Source organism: Halorubrum sp. Atlit-26R (assembly GCF_003666015.1).
Taxonomy (GTDB): Archaea; Halobacteriota; Halobacteria; order Halobacteriales; family Haloferacaceae; genus Halorubrum.
This window is the reverse complement of sequence record NZ_QPLT01000013.1, coordinates 79,024-100,947: the sequence shown is the minus strand read 5'-3', so window position 1 is coordinate 100,947 and position 21,924 is coordinate 79,024. Positions and strand designations below refer to the sequence as shown.

Genomic DNA, 21,924 nt, shown 5'->3' with positions numbered 1-21,924 from the left:
CTTTTGAGCCAGCGACGCGGCTTGCTTAACGAAGCGGAAGAGTAGTTTGGACACATTCGGCTCTTCCGCTTCGTTTCCACCTTCAGAGCGACGCTATCCCGCCGCCTTCTGCGGATTCAACAGAGCAATAGCGACACGATTCACGGCGGGCCGACGACAACAGATCCAGTTTTCGTTAGTCAGTCCGTCTCCGGAACCCCGCTCGAAAACCAGTCCGGCTATCACGCCTGAGACGCTCTCGGCTTAGATCGAGATGATCTTTCTGATGTGTTGTACTGGGTCTGCTCGGTGTCTCGGTCGTGTATGGACTCATCAGAAAGCCGCTAGTTACAGTTACCGGTGGCTCGTTCGAGTCCTTCCTGGACCGGTGCTCAAGCAGCTCCTCGAACGGTTCACTGAGGATTTCGTCGGAGCGTTCACAGTCATCAACTCTATGATGAGGCCCCGTCTACGTACTCGTTGATGAACAACCTATATCGCTCACAACAGTGTCAGAAACTATGAAGAGTGGGCGCCGGTTCACTATCGCGGCAGTGTTCGTCGTTTTCTCGGCCGGAGTCAGTATCCTTGCCGCTCCGTCACTTCCCGAGCAGATGGTCTCCCACTGGAACGCCGCCGGACAACCGGACGGTACAATGTCAAAGACCGTCTCCCTAGCCCTCATTCCCGGACTTTCAGCAGTCTTGCTTTGTGTCTTTGCTCTCTTGCCCCGGATCGATCCTCTCGGTGAGAACATCGCCGAATTTCGTTCCTATTACGATTGGTTCGTCGTGGTGTTCACCGGCTATATGCTTCTCATTCATGCGGGTATCGTCGCGTTCAACCTCGGCTACAAGTTCGATTTTACCGCACTAATCCTGATCGGCGTCGCGGGATTATTTTATTACAGTGGTGTGCTTCTCTCGAACGCAGAGCCTAACTGGTTCGTTGGAATCCGAACGCCATGGACGCTCAGCAGCGATGTGGTGTGGCGTCGAACGCACGACCTCGGTGGGCGATTGTTCAAACTCACTGCTGCTTCGACACTCGTTGGACTCGCATTCCACGAGTACGCGCTTTACTTCCTGCTCGTTCCCGCGTTGCTCACCGCGGCTATCACGATGATCTATTCGTTTCTCCTGTATCGACGCCTCGACGAGGATGCGGCGAAGACTGCAACGTGACTCGCCGCAAGGTCCCTGCCTCACTTATCTGTAAATCGGAATTGCGTTACGCACATCCCTGACTGGGTATGAGTCAAGCATCGACAAACGCCGGTATCTGTTTACGAAAAACCGTGTATACCAGCGAGATGCCGAGACCGACAATCGTGACTGTTTGTAGTGTTCCATCGAACAGTACCAGCCCCGGCAGCGAGCAGACGGCAGCGACCAGCAGGTCCTCGGGTGCGCCGTCGTAACGGATACCCGACCGCGGGACAAGCCATCGACGCCTGTAATGGAGATACACCGCTCGGTTAGACGTGTGCTCCCAGGGCCGCCAGTCGCGGGGGCCGCCGAAGACATCCATCACGGAGTGGACAGCCGCCGCCAGCAGGAAGAACAGGACCGCGACGGTCGCCGTTGAAGGGGAGACCAACGCCAGCAGGCCGGTCGGAACGGTGGCGACCCAGTAGTACACGGGGAAGTGCAGCGTCTTCCGGTGTTCGAACAGGACATCGAGATCCGGGAAGGCACCGCCGAGAAGTCCGGCAACTGCCGCGGTCGTGGTGAACTCCGGACCGATGGGGAGGAGAACAGTCGCAAGCGCGACGCCGACCGCCGCGTGCGTCGTCACCATCATCAGCGTACTCGAACCGGTGGCACGATCAGACGGCCTCTACTCGCTCGAAGAGAGCGGCACCGAGCCCGACCATGATCGCAGCCGAGACCACCAACGCGCCGAGATCAACCGCAAGTGGATACGTCGATGTGCCGACCAACACGGCCCGGAGCGCGTCGACGCCATAGGTGAGTGGGTTGACCAACGCGAGGTACTGCACGGCTGTCGGGAGCCCCTCCAGGGGGAACAGCGCTCCCGAGAGGAAGAACAGTGGGAAGATGATGAACTGGATGATGATACCGAACCCCTGGCTGTCGCTGAATCGCGAGGCTAGTGCGATACCGAACCCGACGAACGTCATCGCGAGCAACGCGAGGATGACCAACGCCAGCGGGATCGAGAGGACACTCACAACCCGGAAGCCGAGCGGTATCGAGAGTATCAGGATGAGAACGCTCTGAATGATTGCCGTCGTTGAGCCACCCGCAATCCACCCGAGAACGATTGATGTCCGGCTCACCGGCGCGACCAATATCTCTTTGAGGAACCCCACGTCACGGTCTGCGAGAATCGAGAGCCCTGCGAAGGATGCGCCGAACAGCATCGCGAAGCCCACGATACCGGGCACTAGGAACTGGAGGTAGTCGACTCCCTCTGGGAGGCCCGGAATCGTCGCCCCGCTGAAGCCAGTTCCGAGGAACACGAGGAACAACAGGGGCGTCAGCAATGCCCCGACAATGCGCGAGGGCGTCCGGGTAAACCGCTTCACGTCCCGGAGCCAGAGCGCATAGATGCCCTGCAGGTCGATGAAACTCATTGCTCTGCCTCCACGGGTCCTGACGTTGCCCTATCGTCACTCGGTGTGCCGTCTTCGGGAGCCGTCGTCTGCTCCGCCGCCTCTCGAAGCGTACTTCCTGTGAGCGAGAGAAACACCGTTTCGAGGCTCGGCTTTCGGAGTTCGACCGACGTGATGGCAACCCCAACGTCGTCGGCGATCCGAACGAGGTCGGGAATGCGCGTCTCGCCGAGTTCGAGCGTGACGTGGACTTCGGTTTCGGTCACGTCGATCTCTCGAACCCACGACTGTGTCTCTAACTGGGCGACTAACGTTGCCGCGTCACCGTCGAGGCCGACCACGATGACGTCGCCACCCTGCTGGTCTTTGAGTGCTTCAGGAGTGTCGAGCGCGACGATCTTCCCTTGATCGACAATAGCCACTCGGTCACAGAGCTGGTCGGCCTCCTCCATGTAGTGGGTCGTCAACACGACCGTGACGCCCGCATCCTCGTTCATCCGTCGGATGTACTCCCACGTCGCACGGCGCGTCTGGGCGTCGAGTCCAAGCGTCGGCTCGTCGAGGAACAGGACGGCAGGCTCGTGAATCAGGCCACGGGCGATTTCGAGCCGGCGCTTCATCCCTCCGGAGTACTGCTTGACGGGCTCGTCCCGTACCGTCGCCAAATCGACGAGTTCGAGTACTTCGTCGATGCGTTCAGTCCGCTCGGCCTTTCCGAGCCCGTACAATCGCGCGTGGAACGCGAGGTTCTCCGCGCCGGTGAGTTCCTCGTCGAGTGCCGGCTCCTGAAACACGATTCCGATGCTATCCCGGACCGCTGCTGTCTCCTCGCGGATATCGTAGCCGTTGACCGTCGCACGTCCGTCGCTCGGTTTCAGCAGCGTACAGAGTATGTTGATGAGCGTGGACTTGCCCGCGCCGTTCGGGCCCAACATTCCGAATAACTCGCCCTGCTCGACGGTGAACGACAGTCCATCGACCGCTGTCGTCGTCTCGAACCGCTTGGTCAACGTGTCGACCTGGATTGCGTCCATAGTTCCCTTACTGACTGAACGTTCAGTAAGTTCTTAACTGCTCCGGACGTTTTAGTGTACAGAATATTTGACCATTGGACGCTCGATTCCCGATGGGCACCGGGGCGCGAAATGTCCTCACAGATCTAGCGCTGGCCTCCAGAACTAATTTACACCAGTATTAGACGGGGAGCTGACAGCAGATCGGAGTCCGTGATTGGTACAATAGTCAACTCCGTGAAAAGAAGTCACGCATCAAATCTATCCTCCGAGGTTGTGGATGTTCACAGTTTCGGAAGATGGGTCATTTTTGGCCAAATTCTTGCTGATCAGTGGTTCAATTCAACAACCGAAAGCTGCTTTCAAACGCTTGTCGGCATACTGTTGGGTCAAAGGTTGGAAAATACGTGGATTTTAGCGCTGCTGAATAGGGTTGCCACTCCCGAACCACAGACTCAGCGAGGGTTCAGCTGATCAGTCGTGCGGGATCAACGCCGAGGCAACGAGCTCAACACACTCACCCGCAGTCAACACGGGTGCGTAGTCCATCTCACCTCCCACGCCCGCTTTCAGCAAGAAGTCGGTGAGCCGCCAGATATTGTACAAGAGGACCGCGAACACGAAGTAAAACAAGCGAACGCGGTAGTCTTTCGAGGAAGTCTTGGCGAGAAAGTCACCTTTGATCGATTTGTACTCACTCTCGATCTGCCACCGGCGGCTGTAGCGCTGACAGAACGGCTCGGCTTCCTCCGGACCGACTCGGAGATTCGTCGCGAAGACGGCCGTTCCCTCCCCACTCGTCGACGGCACGTACAGGAGCCGCATTGGATGCGATCCAGATTCTACATGGATAGAAGCCGACTCAACAGCCACCTCTTAGTCGTCTCCCTCCATTTTTTCGAGTACATCCCGTTCGGAGCTGGAGACCCGCTTCGGAATGAGGTAGTTTACATCGAGATTTGAGAGCGTCTGGAACACTTGTATCGAGTCAAACTCTCGATCACACTGCTGTGTTGAATAGATGCTGAGTCACGGTTACAGAGGTTCACACAGCGATTCTATGTTGATGATGGCGAACATCAAGACGATCTCACGGAACTGCCGATACCAGCCGAGCGCTCGCACGGCATCGCCGAGCGAGCGCTTCGTCGTCGAATACGATGTTTCGGCCATCCACCGCTGAGAGTAACCATTTGCTCGGTTGAGTGCGTTGTTCGTGGCTGCTTTCGCTGACGAACCGCGGTAATGAACGAGATACTCAACGTCATATGCGGCAATTTCGTACTCGGTGTGCCAGTCTTGGAAGCCGTTGTCGGCGGCGACGGACTGCAGGTCGTCCGCGTTTCGGCGGACGACCTGCGGTCCAGTCTTCGTGTCGTGCTTCCACCGCGCTGTGATGTGAACGTCAAGAACAGCCAGCGATTCCACATCAGTCAATGTCGTCACTTTTAGCGTCTGTATCGTCCGTCCTGCTCGCTGGCGAAAGTACGAGGACGCACGCCGACGGTCGAAAAACGTGCTGTCGAGAGCGGCGTGGCCGGACTGCGGGTGCTGCTGCGCGGAAACGCGCAGCAGCGCCCGCCACACCCACATTTTCAACCGATCAAAAGACTTGTAGAGGGTCGTATAATCGGGGAGAGGATCCTGATCAAGATCGAGAGCATCACGAACCTCAGCCATGTACTCCAGCCGATTCGGCGTTTCACGGTAGCTGTGGTTCTCTTCGAGCCGGAAACAGTGTAGAACGACATGGACCCAGCGGGCGAACCCGCCGCTGGCGGGCTCGCCCGCGTGCTTCCCCAAGGCTTGTTTAGCTAGGTGACGACACTACTCAACGAAGTCGAGGATGTCGATTTCCATACCAACTTCGATTTCCTCGGCTTCACCCTTCTAAACCGACGATATCGGCAGATAAGATCGCTATTCAACACAGCACATCAATCGGGCGCGTAGGCGTCCGCCACACAATTACGAAGTTCTTCGGGCGTCGTCCACGTGTACGCACGGTCAACGCGCTCCATCGAGAGGAGATAGTGTGCGAACATCCCGTCGTAGGCCGCGTACTGTTCCTCCTCAGTCTCGTAAATTCGATAGAAGACCCGCGTCCGTTTCCGATAGGTCGGCTGATCGATGTAACCCGCTTCCCACGCGTGCCCGCCCTGAGAATGTTCGTACACCCCCACGATATGGTCCGCGTAGCTGACCAGTAGCTTGAATTTCGACGTGAAGAACTCCGAGACGTCCAGAATATCGTCCATCAGGAACGCATCAACCCCGTCATCGGAGTCCGAGGCTGCGGCATCGCTCGCGAGTTGGTCGCGAACAGCCTCCAATCGTGGCCGCTCCTCCTCACCGTAGGAACCGAGAACGAAGTAGGACGTGTTGTTGATAAATCGTCCGAGGCCCTCATGCATCGCGGTCTGGATTGCCTCGATCCGTTCTGGTGTGAGCGTCTCTCCCGGCTGATCTCCCAATTTGTCGATGACGGCACGGGTAGCGTCGTCGTTGGTCATACTGGATAGGATTCACCACCGCCACCTAACGGTACGGAAATCCGACCGGAAGTGGAATACGCGAGCACTCTGGCTACCACTTCGATATTCACCGAAATGGTTATGGGGCCGGGAGACAAACACTGATACACAATGTCCCGGCCTGACGCCACCCCGCTCACCCCAGCCGAGAGTTCGGCCGGACTCGATCCGATCGCAGCGTTGAGTGCCCTTGACGACACGACCCGTGCGAATATCATCGGGACCATCGTCGGTCACCCGAAAGGCGCGCCCTCGAAGAAGGAACTCGAATACTACAATCCGAGTATCGCAGCGTCGACGCTCACCGACCATCTCATCCGGCTGGAAGAAGTGGGACTGATCGAGGCCATCGAACGGGATCGTGAGGGGCTCGAACGGGGTCATCCATACCGGTTCTTTCAGCTGACCGACGCCGCTCGCGAACTGTTCGACCGAAACAACCTCTTTGAACCCGACGCATACCGAGAACTATTCGCCGAAGTCGAGAAGACAGACGAAATCGAGGCCGCAGAGGGGGCCGAGCGGCCGAACGGACGAAACTGAAATCCACCGCAAGGCGTACGTTCTGCCGGACACAGAACTCGACGTCTGGGATATACCGGAAGCGGAACCAGCGCAGAGCAGACAAGAGAGATCAGTCTCGATTTCGATCCAGAACAGATGAATCGAACAGAAGGCACGTATTAATTCTATCCTCCAAGGCTGTACAGGAGCGACCACGCCCCCTAATCACATCGCTATCTACCCATGCGGCATCACCCCCGTACGTGTGACCGGAAGATGATTCCGAAACGCATAGACGACTGGTTCGGGAAATGACATCCGTTACGTATGCCCTCCACCCACGACGAATCCGCCATTCTGGCGACCGATCTCCGGAAGAGCTACGGCTCAGAAGTCGCTCTCGACAGTCTCACGCTCGACATCCCGCACGGGACCGTCTACGGCTTTCTCGGCCCGAACGGGGCGGGGAAGACGACGACGATGCGGCTCCTTACCGGTCTCAGCGATCCGGACAGCGGATCGGTACGCGTCTGTGGCGTCGACCCGAGCGACCGGCGTGCGATCACCGGTCGGGTCGGTTATCTCCCTGAGACGCCGCCGCTGTACGACGAGTTCAGCGCCCGCGAACAGCTCGAATACGTCGCCGACCTTCGCGACATTTCGCGGTCCGTTGCCCGAGAGCGCATCGGCGAGTACCTCGATCAATTCGGGTTAGCCGGTGACGCAGACAGGCGGATCGACGGGTATTCGAAGGGAATGAAACAGAAGACCGCGTTCATACAGAGCGTCCTGCACGAGCCGGACGTCCTGTATTTAGACGAACCGACATCGGGGCTTGACCCCCGAGCGGCGCGCACTATCCGGGAATCGATCACCGCGTTCGCCGACGCAGGAACCACGGTGTTCCTCTCAACACACATTCTTCCGGTGGTCGAAGCCGTCGCTGACGAGGTCGGGGTGTTGTTTGACGGGAGACTCGTCACCGAGGGGACGCCCACCGAAGTACAGGCCCGTGCGGAGACTGGCGAGAGTGGATCCCTGGAAGACGCGTTCCTCGCCGTCACGAGCGACCCCGAGCCGGGGGCGGCCTCTCGGAGAGAATGAGCGTCCGACAGGACGTTCGCCACGGGCTCCGAATTGGGCGAGCGGAGTTCGTCCGAAGCCTCCGTGGGTACCTAGGAAACCCCCGTCGAGTCCTTGGACTCCTGCTCACGGCGCTGTTCTTTGGCGGCGCGCTCCTGTTCGCGCTGCCGACAGCGTATGTGCTTGGGCAAACCGCGCGCTCCGTGACGGCGGTCCCGTTCTTCGCGCCCGCTGCGACGCTCGTTCCTCTCGGTCTCCTGTCGATATCGGTGTTTCGGACCCTCGAACGGCTCGGACATATCGACGGTGCGGATTTCGTCCTGCTGGCGGTTCACCCGCGAGCAGTCGTTATCGGGCTCATCACAGCGGAGGTGGGGCGGCTCTCCCTGTGGTTCGGGATTCCGGTCGGGGCAGTGGTGGTCACATTCGCACTCGGAATGGACTCGCCGCTGCTCGTTGCTTCGGGCGGGGCGGTCGCGCTGCCGCTCGTTTGCTGTGCCGCCGTCTGGGGGTATGCTGGGGGAATTGCTGTGTTGCGACTCCTGCGGAAACTCCCCAGCCTTCGCCGTCTCCTGAAAGCGGTCGGTATCCTCGCGATGGTCGGACTCGTCGTCGCGTCACAGTTCGCCGGGCAGTTCATCGTCGAATCCGACCTCTCAGTACAACGGCTGTTGTCGACAGTAGCGTTCGATCCCCTCGTGGAATACGTTGCGCTCGCGTTCGTCGGAACACCGGTCTCCAGACCGACCTCTCCGGAGGCGGTGGCGGTGCTCGCGGCGTTAATCGCTCTCACGCCGGTCGGTCTCGTCGTCTCGACTAGGCAGGTTTCTACGCTCTGGTTTACCGATTCGGTCGGCAACAACGAGTCGACGCAGGTGCGGCGATCGAGCGGCGGATTCTCTGCCCCACGACCGTTCGCATGGACTAAACCCGGTCGTATCGCGTGGGGGATTCTCGTGCGCGGTCGCCGTGATCCGGCGGAGTTGAGTCATCTCCTGATTGCCGTCTTTTTTATCGTACCGTTCGGGACGATGTTTCTCGAGTTTTCGGGCGACGCCCTCGGACCCCTCATCACTGGGGGCGGCGTCGTTCTCGCGACATACCTCTCAGGCGCTACCTTCGGGTTGAACCCGCTCGGTGACGAGCGGCCGCAACTACCGCTGCTCCTCCTCACCGAGACATCATCCGCGGCTCTCGTCCGTGGACGGCTTCTCGCCGGCGTTGCGATTGGAGTGCCGATCGCTGTTCTCAGCTCGCTCGTCTCGATCGGTTTCGGGATACTGGTGCTTGAGGCGGTGGCAACTGCCGCCGTTGGAGTTGTGATGTGTCTCACTGCGGCGATGTTTGCAGTCGGTATCGGCTCGGTGTATCCGATCTACGAGGAGCGCGAGTTCTGGGGGACGGAAACGGTCGTTCCGTCGACGCTCGTCATGATGGTGTACCTGTTCGTCGTGGGTGGCGGAACGGTTCTCGGGCTGTTCGTGACGTGGTTCGCCGTCACCGGAAACGTCGTGTTAACGCCCGTGTTCGGCGTACTCTTCGGTACGTATCTGCTGTTGACGGTCGGCGTTTCGTATGGTTCCTACCGCTATGCGCTCCGGCGGCACCGACGCTATACCTTAGCGTGACCCCGCCGGTCGTTTCAGACGAGCCGTCTGGTGAGCACACGTTCGCCGTTAACTCGACCTCATTGCCATGGCAAACCTTCATTCTCTGACTTCGGCGACATCGAGGAGTTCTTCGAGGAAAGCCCATGGACAGTCGAGGACGAGAAAGACTTCGAAGAGATACCAGAAGATGAGTTCGATGCGTACGTCGAAGACACGACGATGTTCGCTACTTGGGAATCGATGTTCGGGAGGGCTGGAAAAAATGGATGGCAGACCAACTTGGGTTATAGATTATAACAGCTAGTCCTTGAGGCCGAGCTCTTCTTCAATCGACGTCCCGGAGAGCCCCGCCCGGATCACTGCTGGGTAGAACTCCTCGTTCTTCGGTAGTTGCTCGCCGTGTTCACGCTGCCACTCGACGTTGACCTCGGAGTAGCGGATGTCAAGTTCGTCGATGTCGTTGTCCGAGAGGTAGATTGTCCGCCCGTTCCAGTCCTCTCGCAGCACGAACCCCTCATCGCCGGGGACGAGCGTGTCAGTCGTGTCGCCCGTTTCGGACGTTTCGATCGTTTCACTCGTTTCAAGCGCTTCAGTCGTGTCCATCGTTTCAGTCATATCGGGAGAGGCCGCGGAGTCGTCGCCCGTATTGATCGTTTCAGGCGTTTCAGGCGTTTCAGACGTTCTGGTCGTGTCGCCCGTTTCAGACGTTTCGGACGTTTCGCTCGTGTCAGTCGTGTCAGTTGATGCGCCGAAACGGTCGGCGATGCCGCCCATCTTCTCCCCGGTCTTCCCCAGCTCTTCGCTGGCGTCGTCCTCGTCGTCAGTCATTAGTTTGCCCCACGAGTTCGTCGTCGACGAGCGCCGCAATCTCGGCGATCACCTCGGCCATGTCAGTGTCGAGCTCCTCGGCAGCAAAGATAGAGCGCTCCTGCGCAGCGATCGCTCGCTGGAGGTCGACTCGCTTGTACACGTCGAACACTGGGATGCCGAGTCCGTCCTCGAACTCGGCGTGGAGCTGCTCAAGCATCGCGTCGGCCTGCTTGTTGTGCTCGACGCGGTTTGCGACGATCCCGAGGATCCTGACTGTACCAAAGTACTCCCGAACGCTATCGATCTGCTTTTGCAGGCGATCGAGCCCCTGTACAGAGAGTGCCTCGGCGTACGCCGGGATGAGAACGCCGTCACTCGCTACCAAGGCGTTGTCCGTGAGAACGTTGATACTCGGCATGTTATCCACAAGAACGACATCGTAGCCTGCGCCAAGCTCGTCGAGGGCCATCTTCAATCGCTCTCGGGCTCGCGGCTCGCCGTTCAACTCCCCACCAGTCCGGTCGACCATGCGCTCATTTGACGGGAGCAGATCAAACTCCTCACCTTCAAGCACGAGGTTCTCGACGCCGGCGGCGCGACTCGGGTCTAGAAGGAGTTCGTGGAGCGACACCTCGCGATCAAGATCGCTGTAGGCTTCGTCGTAGCCAAGGATCGACGTGAGCGCCCCCTCCGGTGCGAGGTCGACTACGAGGACATCGAGTTCACGATCGGCGAGCGCGCCGGCGACGTGGATGGTGAGAGTTGTCTTCCCCACCCCGCCTTTCTGGTTGAGCATCGCCACGATCGCCGGTGACGTTTCGATCGTTTCACCCGTTTCAGTCGTTTGCGGCATTCTGCGAAACGATCGAAACGCTGCCATAATAAATCTATGTCAGACATCGGCAGATTGAGCAGGCCGAGTGTCCAAGGCCTGAGCTTGAGACGATTCACACTCTATTCCATAAATATATTTTTTCTTAAACTTCTATGGGCTCCCAAGCAATTATAATTATCGAGAATCGAAATATGAGCATAGGATGCCGAATTTGCCCTCAAGCGTTCCGCACAGGTGTAAATAGTGAGACTGAACCGTTCTTTAGGGAGGCTCTGGGAATACGAAGGCCTTCCAATTACAAGCCAATTTCATTGGAACAGATTATCAGTAACCATAGCCAGAAATTCTAACACACAAAGTATATGTGAGATTATAAATATATATTGCTCGTACGACCCACAGATAGCTGGAATTCAATTACACACTGGTTCGTCCAACCAAATTGGATTCAGTGACAGCCAGGACCACGAAAATGAGCTTGTGAGGTCTACACGCGGTGATAATCTGACTAGCCGAGTTAATTCTCCTAGGGATGTAGGACAGTCAATTGGTGAGGGGGTTGTCTAATATGCAAAACCCACTTAACCGCATTCACGATCATACGCTCCCAGACTGGCTCAAGAACCTCCGCCATCTCCAACTCGGATCCAGAGAGCCGGACGCACCACAGATCACCGAAGAGTTTGTCGAGACGATTAACAACGCCGCAAACTCATACGCAGGCAGCCTCAATCGGGTCCGTCCACACAAGAAGGAAGACGGACTAGCATACGCCGAAGAACTCATCGCCGGGTTCCACAACGAGGGCGTCACTCACTCGGAACTTGCGCAACGATTCAACCTCGGAGAGCGACCGAAAAAGTTCTCCTTCGAACTTGTCTTGACCGACGAGACCGTCAAATTCCACTTCGGCCTTCCAGACCGGATCCACCAACGCGAGTTTCGCCAGCAAGTCTCTGGGCTGTATCCAAACGCCGAGATCAAGCCCGTCGACAAACCGTTTCCCGAAATCGAACCGGGAATGTATCTGTCCGGCGGCAAGCTCGAACTCAACAAAGAGAAGTATCGACCACTCCGCGGAACGAGTGGCCCCGACGCGTTCGAGTCCGACCCACTTCGCAGTGTCCTGAGCGAACTCGTCGGCTACTCAAACGAAGTCGCGATCGTCCAGTTCGTCTTCACCCCTGCGAGTCGAAACTGGACCGACGGGCTCAAACTCCACGAGTGGAGCGCAGACCAGATCAACGACAGCCTCACCTACGGCCGGAACAATGGTAGCTACCTTAACCCACGATTAGACGATCCGTCAGCAAAGGACCTCCGAGCAGCCGAAGCCGTCCTGAATCAGGAAGGCAAGCAGGCGTACTACCTCAACACTCGCTTTCTGGTCTTCGCCTCGTCGCCAGACATTGCGAAACACCACGCCCACGGGATCGCGAACGTCTACTCGACACAGTACCACAGCGACGAGACGGGGCAGGCGTTCATCCCACTCGCGTTCAAGGAACGGGGCGTCAAAGAACTCGCCCGGCGGACTGCCGCCCGTGAGTTTTCCTACGACCAGACAGCGCTGAATGTTGAAGAACTCGCAGGGGTAGTCCACCTTCCGGGAGAGGAAGTCGACCAGACGAACATCGACTGGACGCGCAAAGGCGTCGGCAACCGGCCTCCCGCACAAGCAAATCGGACAACAAAGCCACCAGACATGCGGGTGAACCGTGACTTGTCCGAACTCGGTGGCGAGGCGTCTGCGATGGCGTCCCTCTCTGGTGACCAAGTTGAAGAGTCAGATACTGTCGGCCCCGACCCGACAGAGAAGGAAGACTCCGTGTTCATGAAGGGACTCGGAACAGTTCTCCGATTCTTCTTTGATGACCAGACAGAAGCCACCGACACGGAGCCCGACGCACCCACCGCGACCGTCGACGTCGACTCGACGCCTGAGAAGCAAGAGGCGTTCAACGAGGTGTATCGGAAATTCATCTACGGCGAACTCACCCGCGAGAAGATCAAAAGCCAATACAACGACCACGTCGCGGACAACCTCATCCGGAAGTTCCAGAACCGGCGGGCCGACGAACTCGGGATCGATCTTGAAGCGCTCGATGAACGCGACGACGTGTTCGCCGCCCCCGGTGCCCGAAAGACGCCCGAGTCAGACGAGGGAGAGGAGACACCAGCCACGGACCCCACAGACCACGCCGAGTCTGGGAGGGGGACGGACGGGCCGAGCGACACACACCCGGAAGACGACGTCGAGGGCGTGGCCGACCTTCCCGCAAAGCCCGAAGAAGACCTGCCGCAAACGACGGGCGACGAGACTGGCCCACCAAGCCCGTACACACGCGGTCGCGAGAACCCCGCCCACCACCAACACTACACCTACGATCAGTCGGATACTGATGTCCAGCTTCGCCGGGAGCCGGGACTCCAGCGCTACTTCCCGTTCGAGCTCACGGCGACCGCCAGCGGGAACGGCGCCGCCGAGGACGGCGACCTGTTTGCGGGGTTCGACGTGCGTGATCGCCTCGTTCACTCGCACACCCACCATCCAGACGAACCGATTTGGCTGGGGTACGACAGCAACCCAATGGACGGGATTCGGGAGATCGGGCTTGAGCCGTTCTCGTGGTTCCGCCACATGACGATCTTCGGGTCGACGGGGAAAGGCAAATCCACCACCCTGAACATGATGATGAACCAGATCGCCCGGAAGGGTCACGGGTTCGTCTTTATCGACCCGAAGGGCGACACCGTCGACGACCTGATCACGCAGTTGCCCGACGAGCGGATGGACGACATCATCTGGGTTGAGCCGGGCAGCGAGACCTTCGAGAAAGTCGCGGGGATCAACTTCCTCGAGCCCGGCGACTGTGAGACGGAGATCGAATTCGACCGCGAGGTTGAGTCCATCATCAACGACCTCCGGGCGGTCCTGCGTGGCGGTGAGTACTGGGGCCCGAAGATGGAGGGGATCACCTCCAACATCGCCCGTGCGATGATTCGGTCGCGACGGAAGTTCACCCTCGTCGATATGTACTACGTGCTGGCCGACAACGAGAGCCGTGCGAAGTTCTCGAACGTCGTCAGCCAAGAGGGGATGAGCTTCATCCACGAGTACACGACGAAAATCGCGGAGATGGACACCGAGGAAATCGACCCGGTTCTCCGCCGGATTCAAGACTGGGTCGAAGACCCCATCAGCCGGGGGATTGTGGCCCACCGAGATGGAACGATCAACCTCTCGCACGCCGTCGAAGAGGGGAAGATCATTCTCGTCCGGAACACGGTGCGGTCTGACGAGATCCGGAAGGTCGTCTCCACGGGGATCATGCGCCGCGTGTGGTCGACCATCCGGAAACGCGAGAAGATCGAGGAGGCCGACCGGGAGCCCTTCTTCGCGTTCATGGACGAGTTTGACGACATCGCCTCGGAGAACATGGCGCTTGACAAGATGCTCTCGAAGGCCCGGTCTGGGAAGATGGGCGTTGTGACGTGTCTCCAGAACCCCTCGCAGGTGCGTGAGATTGCGCCCCAGACGCTCAAGCAGATGTTCGGGAACACGGACACGCTGTTGAGCTTCGGTGTGACAGAGGTTGATGACGCCCGGATCATCGCCGAGCGGTTCGACGACGACGACATCGACTCGGGGACGATCCAGTCGTTGCCTGCCTACACCGCGTTGACGACGATCTCCACGATGGACGAGGACGGGCCGATGCGGTCGGACCCGCTTGCGCCCGACACCTTCGCCCCGTACCCCGCACGGCGGACGCCGGCAGAAGCCGAAGCGATCATCGGGGAGAACCTCAAGGAGTACGGCGTCGACGCGCTCGAGCAGAACCTCGATGAGTCGGAACACGCCCTGATGCATCTCGGGGGCGAACACGACCTGACGAAGTGCTTCCTCGAAGCAGTGTGGGCTGAACAGATCCGGCAGAACGCACTCGATACACTGCCCGGCGCATACGAGACGCTTGAGCCCGCCCCAGCGTTGAATATCGACCCGCCGGAGATGGACGGCGACGACACACTCTCGGTGAGTGTCGAGGCCGCAAACGAGGGGTTCCACCGCCGGACGTCGACGGACTTCGAGGAGCTGCCTGACGGAATCCTCGTCGATGAGGCGTATGTTGAACTGGCTGACCCCGAGGATGAAGAAGAGGAAACCAGCGTCCGGGGGACGGGCGGGACGCCGACAGGACAGGTTCGGATCACCGACCCGGAGACGGAATTGTCGATCACGGACAAAGGGATTCGGTCGGTTCTTGAGCAAGCAGAAGACGAGTGGCGGCATCAAACGGAGAAGCACAACGAAGTGCTTCGGCGGTCGTTCGTGATGCTTTCAGCGACTGGGATGGAAGTCTCGATCGTCCAGCAGGACAACAAACAACAGTTGCCTGACGCCGTTGCGTATCCGCCTATCGCCACGACGGTCGACACAAAGCGGGCCTCGCGTTTGCTTGAGAAGTTCAAGAAGGACTACCCGATTGCCGCAGACCTCTCTGATGGCGGGGTTATCGCGATTGAAGCAGAGACGTCGACGTACAAGAAGCCGGCCCACACACTCCAGAATCTCGCCCGTGCTGCTCGGAGCGGCCAGCGCGCGATGTTCCTGACGCCAGAGATGGAAGCTAAGGATCGGACAGCTCCTGCTGCCCGTGTCAACCACATCCTCACCGACCCGATGTTCATTCGGGATCATCTCCGGATGCGTCCCAATGAGGACCCGAGTGACGCCGGAGACCTCACAGAGCGCGACCCGATGCCGTTGTACTACAACAAGACGGACTACCTCGAGTTGGGGACACCAACGGACGGTGAGCGCAAGCACGCGCTCATCAGGAAAGGCAAGCAAGCGGTGTGGGTCAACACCCACGACGACGAGATTCAGCTGTACGACGGCATGAGTGGCGCGAAGAAAGGCGCCCTCCGGATGGACGAGGGCTTTGGGTCAACGAACGCGTTCGACGTGTGGTGTCGGTACGACGACCACAACAACGAGTGGGTGGTCTACCCCGGTGGTGAGGTCCAGCGCTACCGGACGCTTGGCGACCTTCGCGAGGACTGGCAACTCGTCTACGAGCCGTTCGTCCCGGAGCGGGAGTTTGAGGAGACGCCCACAGAAGATGACTGGGACATCGTCCAAACACCCCTCCCAGCATTCCTCTCGCCAGCGGGCGAAGCGGCACGCGCTAACTCCGACGACTCACCCGACGAGACTGCCTCTTCCACAGACGGAGGGGCTGTGGATAGTGAGTCTACAGAAGCCGATGCGTCCCCGGAATCTTCCGCTTCACCTGAGGGGACGTACGAGAGCATCGAAGATGTTCCTGAACAGGCCGCGATTAACCACAATGAGACAGACGCCGATGATGACGCATCCAGCATCGACTTGGACCGGGCAGGCTTCACACGAGAGGCGGTTCCCATCCCGAGTCGGGTTCTGACACACAAGCTTCCAGAAAGCACGGACAGCCACACTGGTGAATCCGTGACCGGCGGTCAGCAGTACACGACCATCCCCGACGAGGCGCTGGAGTCGATGGTCCCTAAAAAGCACATGCCGGTGTACGAAGACATCGGTGGGCTCGACACTGGGGGCAACTCCAACGACCCTGTCGGGATCCACGATGACGACGCAGCCACGGATGAGGGCGACACAGCGGCCACGGACGACGGCGACACGCCTGACGAGGATCCGTCTCCCAGTGTCGAAACGGCCGTGGATGAAGACGACCCGTTCGGCGCCGACAGCGATACGGACGGGCCAGTTGATATCCTCGAAGACGGAGACAATAGTAACGGCCCGATTGATGCCTTGACGTTCACCTACGACGCAGCAATGAAAAACCTGAGAACGACGTACATCGCCAATAGCGACGAAATCGACGAGGATAGCTCACCCGACGATATTGAGATCGACTCCGAAGCAGTCACTGACAAATTCGGCGCGAAAGACCCCACCGACGCCGCCTTCTGGCAGGACGTGTGGGATTCGGCGAACCTGAACGAGACGGAGGCCATCTTCCGGGACAACCTGCCCGGCGCACTCCGGTACGGGCCCGGTGTCCGTGGTCCGCAGGCCGCCGACGCGATCAAGATCGGGATTGCGACGAACAAACTCATGCCTGTCGGTGAGGATGCGCTCCGGTTGCCCGGACCGCGTGACTCTCCGCAAGATTACCTCACCGACGAGGAGATCGCAGAGATGCAACGTCGGGACAGCTGGGTGCCCGTGTGGGACGCCCTCGGAACGGACCACGACGAGAACATCGACGTCTCGATGGCAGTCATGACGCTCACGGTCGACCACGAGTTCAAGAATCCGATGGCACGGGCCGCGATCGGGGCGGGCGTCGACGCTGGCGTCATCGAGGAAGATGGAAAGCAACTCGCACTCGGTGAACGGACAGTCCCGACGTTCTGGGATGGGGTGCTGAACTCTGCGTCCAAGCAACCACATGACCCGTTCACACCACAGGCCATGTCCATCGCACTCCGTGGGACGCATGACCTCTCCCAAGAGCAGGCCGAGACGACGGCTCAGGTCGCCCGTGAACACGGTTCGGTGTACCGCGACGACGAGACGGGCCAGATCAAGGTGAACACCCCACGCGACGAGAAGGGCCCGGAAATCGACGCCGCAGCGTTCGACCGGGATGCGTACCCCGTGGGTGGAGACGGCTCGGACTCTGACGACACTTCTGGCGACGACGACTCCGGCGGCGACGGTTCCGGCGACGGCGGTTCCGATGATACCGATGGCGGCCCGGACGGTGGGGGAGAGACACCCGCTACGGACGACAGCGAAGATGCGTCCCCCACGCCTGCGGACGCGAACGGCGAGAGCGCCGAGCCAAACACGGCCAGCACACACGAGGAAGCCGCAACCGACACCGAGACGACCAACGCCCCGTCCGAGAGTCGGAATGGCTCAGAGGGACGCACAGGCGCACACAGCGAAGCCGGGAGTCAGGACGACGTAGACACCACGTCCGACGCCGAGACGAACACTGGGAGCGACGACGGCGCCGAGACGGACGCCGAAAGCGACACCGGCCCGGACGACGGCGAGACAGAGCCGCCCGCAGACGACGCAGCCGACGCAGAGAGCGACGCCGACGACACACACCCGACAGGACAAACCGCACCCGGCGAGCCGCGTGCCGAGCCCAACAGCACGCTCGTCGACGCCGACCCAGAAGACCTCCGCTTGAGCCCCACACCGGACCTCGGCGCAGTCCAAGCCTGCCTCGAGGAAGCCGCCCGCTTCTTCCACAATCAGCTGGATACGACGATCGACAACAACGTCACGTGGAACGAGGAACAGGCGTTCGAGGCGGGCTACCGGAAACCCGAGACGCCCCGCGAGTACTTTACCGCGCTTGACGAGCCCGACCCGGCGTACCCTGTTGAGCAAGACCCGGATGCGGCTGACGCGATGCCGCCGAGCGAAGACGCACAGACCGCCGGCATCCAGTCCACCGAAGACGCCGCCGAGCGCATTGCCGAGCCCGAGGACTTCGCCGCCGACGAACAGCCGTATCAGTATCTCGGCGCTGACCATCGGGGCTGGAGCGACGACCTCGTCGATGACAAGCAGCTCGGGTGGGCGCCTGCGTTCGGTAAGGAGTTGTTCTTCCACCTCGAGGAGCAGGGCTTTAGCCACCACACGATGGTCGCGACCGGGCTGTTCACGAAGCCGAACGACGCCTACGGCGAGAACGAAGAAGGCGAGGAATACGTCGATTACACCACGATTGACGATCCTGACGATCCCGCCGACCTCTCGTGTCTCTTCCGGGGCCGGTACATCTTCCCGTACTACGACGAGGACGGCAAGGTCGCCTTCTTCATCGGGCGCCAGCCCGACTTCGATACGGAACACGGCACGCACCCTGACGACTTCACGAAGGGGAAGTACGCCAAGCTCGCGACGACGAAGAACTACACCATCGCTGACGAGCCCATCTACGGGCGGGAGACCATCGTCGAGGGCGAACCTCTCGCAATCACGGAGGGGATGGCCGACGCGATTACCGCTCACGCTCACGGGATTCCGTGCATCTCCCCGGTCACGAAATCGTTCAAGATGAAGCACCGCGACGTGCTCGCGGAGATCATCAAGCGCCGGGAGATCCCCGACGTGTACTTCCTCCAAGACTCTGACCCGCCAAAGCGGGTCGTCCTTGCGGAGGAAGACCGGGACCACGACGAGCGCCAGTGTGAACGCGACATGAACATCCGGGAGTTGTTCTGTACGGGTTCGTTCCCCGGCGACGAGATGTTCACCCGGAAGCTGGTTCTCGAAGCTGCCCGTGACGGGAGGCTCCAAGACAAACTCGACGATCAGGACATTCGCGTCGCGCCGCCGGCTGACGCCGACATCGACGCAGAGGAGAAAACGCCCGTCACGGCCGAAGAAGTCCCGGTTCACCTGTTGGAGTCCGATGGCGAATTCCACGGGAAAGGCCCGATCAGCGAGGTCATCGAGATTCACCAGTACGGGCCGGGCGTGGATAGTGCCGTCAACATGGGCCGGGTACTCGACACCCACACGCCGTCGCCGGACGATACGTTCACCGGGACGGTCCAAGCGGCCGCCGAGGTGTATCGCGAAGAAGTCCTCGAGGGCGACGCCGACCCCAACGAGGATGATCACGAGCTCTGGGAGGAAGTCGCGACGCGGCTCGGTATGATCGACGTCGACACCGAGACAGACGAGACTGCTGCGAGCGCCGACGCGGACGGACAGACGGCGCTGACGCCCGATGAGGAGCCGACCCACACTGACTACGGTGGGACGAACGTGTGGCTCTTGGAACTGCCGCAGTTTGGCGATGAGAAACGTGACCTTGACGACTTCCTCCAAGAGGGTTGGCTCGCGCTCACGCCGCCGGCTGAGTGGGCGCTTCGACTGACGATGGGGAATGGCCCGACGCCCGCCGACGACGGGAGTGATGGACCGGCCACGGCCCCTGCGTGGATGCGGGCGCTTGCCGACCGGTCGAACCCAGTTGGCGAGTACCCAACCGGGATGGATCCGGCGTCGCTTGGCTACCCCACAGCGCACGACCTCTCCCAGACAGTCGGGGCGATCGACCGGACGGAAACGGGTGTGGATCTGCCCGTTCGTGAGCCCCACATCATCCCGGCTGATCCCGACGCTGACACGGGGGCGCTGACGGCCGCTCACAGGTGGCCTGTTGGCGACGCGAGCACGCTTCGTGAGGAGGGTAATGTTCTCGATCCTGTGCCTGAACAAAACGCGGTGTATCCACCCCTCTCGCTGTTCGGATTCATCCCCACAATCCACCCGTCACAACACCCCGCCGCGACGGGCAACATTGGGGGGCTGGTGAACGACGCCAGCACCGCGATGGACATCGACCCACAGGAGATAGAAGACCGGATCGAAGAAGGGAATTATCGCGAGCTCACTGGGAGCCACAACCCCCTCTGGAACCTCGACCTGCGCGACCTTGGACTCACGCCCGGATCCCGTGGGAAAAACCCCTTCGGTCACTTCGGTGAATCGGAGAACTACTTCGTCGTGATCGACGACGAAACTGCCTACTGCCACAAGCGGGAAGCACTCTATAACTTCCAACACTTTGCCCTCTGTGACATGGGCAAGCGCGACCCGAAGGATTCCGCGAGTGGTCAGAATCTCGATGATTTGGAGTACCTCCATCTGTGGACCTACGCTCGCCAGAACAACCTCGTTCCAGAGCACACACCCATCCCCCTGAAGGGGCTTGTGGGATACGCGATCGAGAACGATTATTGCGAGCCTGAGGACCTCGAACAATTCGGCGGGGATAGCGATGATTCCGACGGTGGTTCAGACGAACAGAATGCCGACTCGCCGGGCAGGAACAAAGCCGGGAAGCGCAACCTCAAGCTCCCGGATGATGTGTACTTCCCAGTTCTCAAAGATATCGAGGACACGACAGGATACACGCCCGCACGCCTCGCGGACAGTAGTGGATCCGGTGGTGACTCGGGCGGGGACGAGAGTAGTTCGACGACGCCCTCGGTCGACACAGAAGACGTTGCGTTCGACAGCATCCACCGCAAGTATGGCCAGCCGCTCATCGGGGACGACATGCCCGACCCACTGAAGCAGTTCCTCCGTCGCTACACCAACACGGAAGACGAGACGATCACGACCGACACCGACGAGACGGTGTTCGTTCCGAAGGCCGAACTCCGTGATGCGTTCAATTCGTGGGCGCAAATCTGCCTTCGGCATATCCATAACAGTACTGATACGTCGGTGGATAACGTGGCGATTCAAGAGTACGCGCCGGGTGCGTTTACCGGGCCGCTGAAAGCGCAAGTCGATGTCGAACTGAAGGAAGGTCGGCCCCGCTTTGAGAACAAGCCACGGAAGACAGTCTGGTTCGGAATCGAACTGACTGAAGAAGGTGAGACACTCGCAAACCTCGAGGGGAAATTCAATAAGACCGACTAACGCAGGATCGGTCTTCTAGCGGTATTTTTGATAGCTGTCTCTCGATGTCTCTCCAAACTATATGGATTTAGATAAGAACGCACGCAGTGATTTCTCCTACATTCTACATCTAATCTACTGCCTGTTGGTAGACGAATAGTGAGCAGCACCCCCATTGCCATCGGCTCTCCTATCGTCCCTGCGTAGTCGTCCGCAGGACCCATCCACTCCATTCTGAATCCAGTGCTATCTGTAAACCCGATCTCCGTTACATCGCCACGGATTTTGACTTCTATACACACTGAATACCCCCTTGACCACAATCCAAAACCGCAAGACGTGACGGGTGGTCAGGGGGGTAGGCTCCATGTAGATATCTCCACCAAACCCGACGAAAAATAGTTCGATCTGCGCCGCCGCCCTCTCACCAATAATTACAGGCATCTTTGTTAGAAATATGGGATTCTGAGAATGCCTGAAAATAATAGGACGTAGTGGGTGGTCAGGGGGTCTCAGTGT

Annotated in this window: 13 protein-coding genes and 1 pseudogene; 6 read left to right on the top strand and 8 right to left on the bottom strand. The window is 59.5% G+C overall.

The window, feature by feature from the left end:
* Positions 1–500: 500 nt before the first annotated feature.
* Positions 501–1,163, top strand: coding sequence for an SdpI family protein (locus tag DVK07_RS14375; RefSeq protein ID WP_121597689.1), 663 nt, complete (start codon positions 501–503; stop codon positions 1,161–1,163).
* A 73-nt stretch (positions 1,164–1,236) separates the two neighbouring features.
* On the opposite strand, the gene DVK07_RS14370 is transcribed toward DVK07_RS14375, so the two are convergent.
* The 6 genes and pseudogenes from DVK07_RS14370 to DVK07_RS14340 all read right to left on the bottom strand — a co-directional run bounded on the left by DVK07_RS14370 (position 1,237) and on the right by DVK07_RS14340 (position 6,083).
* Positions 1,237–1,779, bottom strand: a complete 543-nt coding sequence (locus DVK07_RS14370) for a metal-dependent hydrolase (RefSeq protein WP_394338883.1) — start codon at positions 1,777–1,779, stop codon at positions 1,237–1,239.
* A 28-nt stretch (positions 1,780–1,807) separates the two neighbouring features.
* Positions 1,808–2,578, bottom strand: coding sequence for an ABC transporter permease (locus tag DVK07_RS14365; RefSeq protein ID WP_121597687.1), 771 nt, complete (start codon positions 2,576–2,578; stop codon positions 1,808–1,810).
* Entirely contained in the window at positions 2,575–3,591 is a 1,017-nt protein-coding gene (locus DVK07_RS14360; RefSeq protein WP_121597686.1) for an ATP-binding cassette domain-containing protein, read from the bottom strand. The genes DVK07_RS14365 and DVK07_RS14360 overlap by 4 nt, the downstream gene beginning before the upstream one ends.
* 453 nt (positions 3,592–4,044) lie before the next feature.
* Positions 4,045–4,584 (bottom strand): annotated as a pseudogene (locus tag DVK07_RS14355) (transposase); the annotation flags it as partial.
* Between the two features lie 21 nt (positions 4,585–4,605).
* Positions 4,606–5,373, bottom strand: a complete 768-nt coding sequence (locus DVK07_RS14345; protein ID WP_233565439.1) for an IS5 family transposase — start codon at positions 5,371–5,373, stop codon at positions 4,606–4,608.
* Between the two features lie 134 nt (positions 5,374–5,507).
* Positions 5,508–6,083: a hypothetical protein gene (locus DVK07_RS14340; RefSeq protein ID WP_121597684.1), complete on the bottom strand. Its 576-nt coding sequence runs from the start codon at positions 6,081–6,083 to the stop codon at positions 5,508–5,510.
* A gap of 132 nt (positions 6,084–6,215) precedes the next feature.
* On the opposite strand from DVK07_RS14340, the gene DVK07_RS14335 reads away from it, so the two are divergent.
* From DVK07_RS14335 to DVK07_RS22265, 4 genes are all read left to right on the top strand, one after another.
* On the top strand, positions 6,216–6,647 hold the full coding sequence (locus tag DVK07_RS14335) for an ArsR family transcriptional regulator (RefSeq protein ID WP_121597683.1): 432 nt from the start codon (positions 6,216–6,218) through the stop codon (positions 6,645–6,647).
* A 288-nt stretch (positions 6,648–6,935) separates the two neighbouring features.
* Positions 6,936–7,712 (top strand): ABC transporter ATP-binding protein, encoded by a 777-nt coding sequence (locus DVK07_RS14330; RefSeq protein ID WP_121597682.1) that lies wholly within the window; start codon positions 6,936–6,938, stop codon positions 7,710–7,712.
* Complete coding sequence (locus tag DVK07_RS14325; RefSeq protein WP_121597681.1) at positions 7,709–9,319, top strand: hypothetical protein; 1,611 nt, start codon at positions 7,709–7,711, stop codon at positions 9,317–9,319. Before DVK07_RS14330 ends, DVK07_RS14325 begins: the two co-directional genes overlap by 4 nt.
* A gap of 30 nt (positions 9,320–9,349) precedes the next feature.
* On the top strand, positions 9,350–9,598 hold the full coding sequence (locus DVK07_RS22265) for a hypothetical protein (protein ID WP_147441175.1): 249 nt from the start codon (positions 9,350–9,352) through the stop codon (positions 9,596–9,598).
* A gap of 3 nt (positions 9,599–9,601) precedes the next feature.
* On the opposite strand, the gene DVK07_RS14320 is transcribed toward DVK07_RS22265, so the two are convergent.
* Both DVK07_RS14320 and DVK07_RS14315 read right to left on the bottom strand, forming a co-directional pair.
* Positions 9,602–10,129 carry an HNH endonuclease gene (locus DVK07_RS14320; RefSeq protein ID WP_121597680.1) on the bottom strand — a complete coding sequence of 176 codons (528 nt, stop codon included), beginning with the start codon at positions 10,127–10,129 and terminating at the stop codon, positions 9,602–9,604.
* Positions 10,122–10,907 (bottom strand): ParA family protein, encoded by a 786-nt coding sequence (locus DVK07_RS14315; RefSeq protein WP_233565441.1) that lies wholly within the window; start codon positions 10,905–10,907, stop codon positions 10,122–10,124. The genes DVK07_RS14320 and DVK07_RS14315 overlap by 8 nt, the downstream gene beginning before the upstream one ends.
* A 607-nt stretch (positions 10,908–11,514) precedes the next feature.
* On the opposite strand from DVK07_RS14315, the gene DVK07_RS14310 reads away from it, so the two are divergent.
* Positions 11,515–21,426, top strand: a complete 9,912-nt coding sequence (locus tag DVK07_RS14310; protein ID WP_233565438.1) for a type IV secretion system DNA-binding domain-containing protein — start codon at positions 11,515–11,517, stop codon at positions 21,424–21,426.
* The last annotated feature ends 498 nt before the right edge of the window (positions 21,427–21,924 follow it).

Excerpts from the sequence above, each read along its gene's own strand:
- DVK07_RS14325 (WP_121597681.1), top strand. The coding sequence starts at position 7,709 with ATGAGCGTCCGACAGGACGTTCGCCACGGGCTCCGAATTGGGCGAGCG.
- DVK07_RS14320 (WP_121597680.1), bottom strand. The coding sequence starts at position 10,129 with ATGACTGACGACGAGGACGACGCCAGCGAAGAGCTGGGGAAGACCGGG.
- DVK07_RS14335 (WP_121597683.1), top strand. The coding sequence starts at position 6,216 with ATGTCCCGGCCTGACGCCACCCCGCTCACCCCAGCCGAGAGTTCGGCC.
- DVK07_RS14375 (WP_121597689.1), top strand. The coding sequence starts at position 501 with ATGAAGAGTGGGCGCCGGTTCACTATCGCGGCAGTGTTCGTCGTTTTC.
- DVK07_RS14365 (WP_121597687.1), bottom strand. The coding sequence starts at position 2,578 with ATGAGTTTCATCGACCTGCAGGGCATCTATGCGCTCTGGCTCCGGGAC.
- DVK07_RS14370 (WP_394338883.1), bottom strand. The coding sequence starts at position 1,779 with ATGGTGACGACGCACGCGGCGGTCGGCGTCGCGCTTGCGACTGTTCTC.
- DVK07_RS14310 (WP_233565438.1), top strand. The coding sequence starts at position 11,515 with ATGCAAAACCCACTTAACCGCATTCACGATCATACGCTCCCAGACTGG.
- DVK07_RS14330 (WP_121597682.1), top strand. The coding sequence starts at position 6,936 with ATGCCCTCCACCCACGACGAATCCGCCATTCTGGCGACCGATCTCCGG.
- DVK07_RS14315 (WP_233565441.1), bottom strand. The coding sequence starts at position 10,907 with ATGCTCAACCAGAAAGGCGGGGTGGGGAAGACAACTCTCACCATCCAC.
- DVK07_RS14340 (WP_121597684.1), bottom strand. The coding sequence starts at position 6,083 with ATGACCAACGACGACGCTACCCGTGCCGTCATCGACAAATTGGGAGAT.
- DVK07_RS14360 (WP_121597686.1), bottom strand. The coding sequence starts at position 3,591 with ATGGACGCAATCCAGGTCGACACGTTGACCAAGCGGTTCGAGACGACG.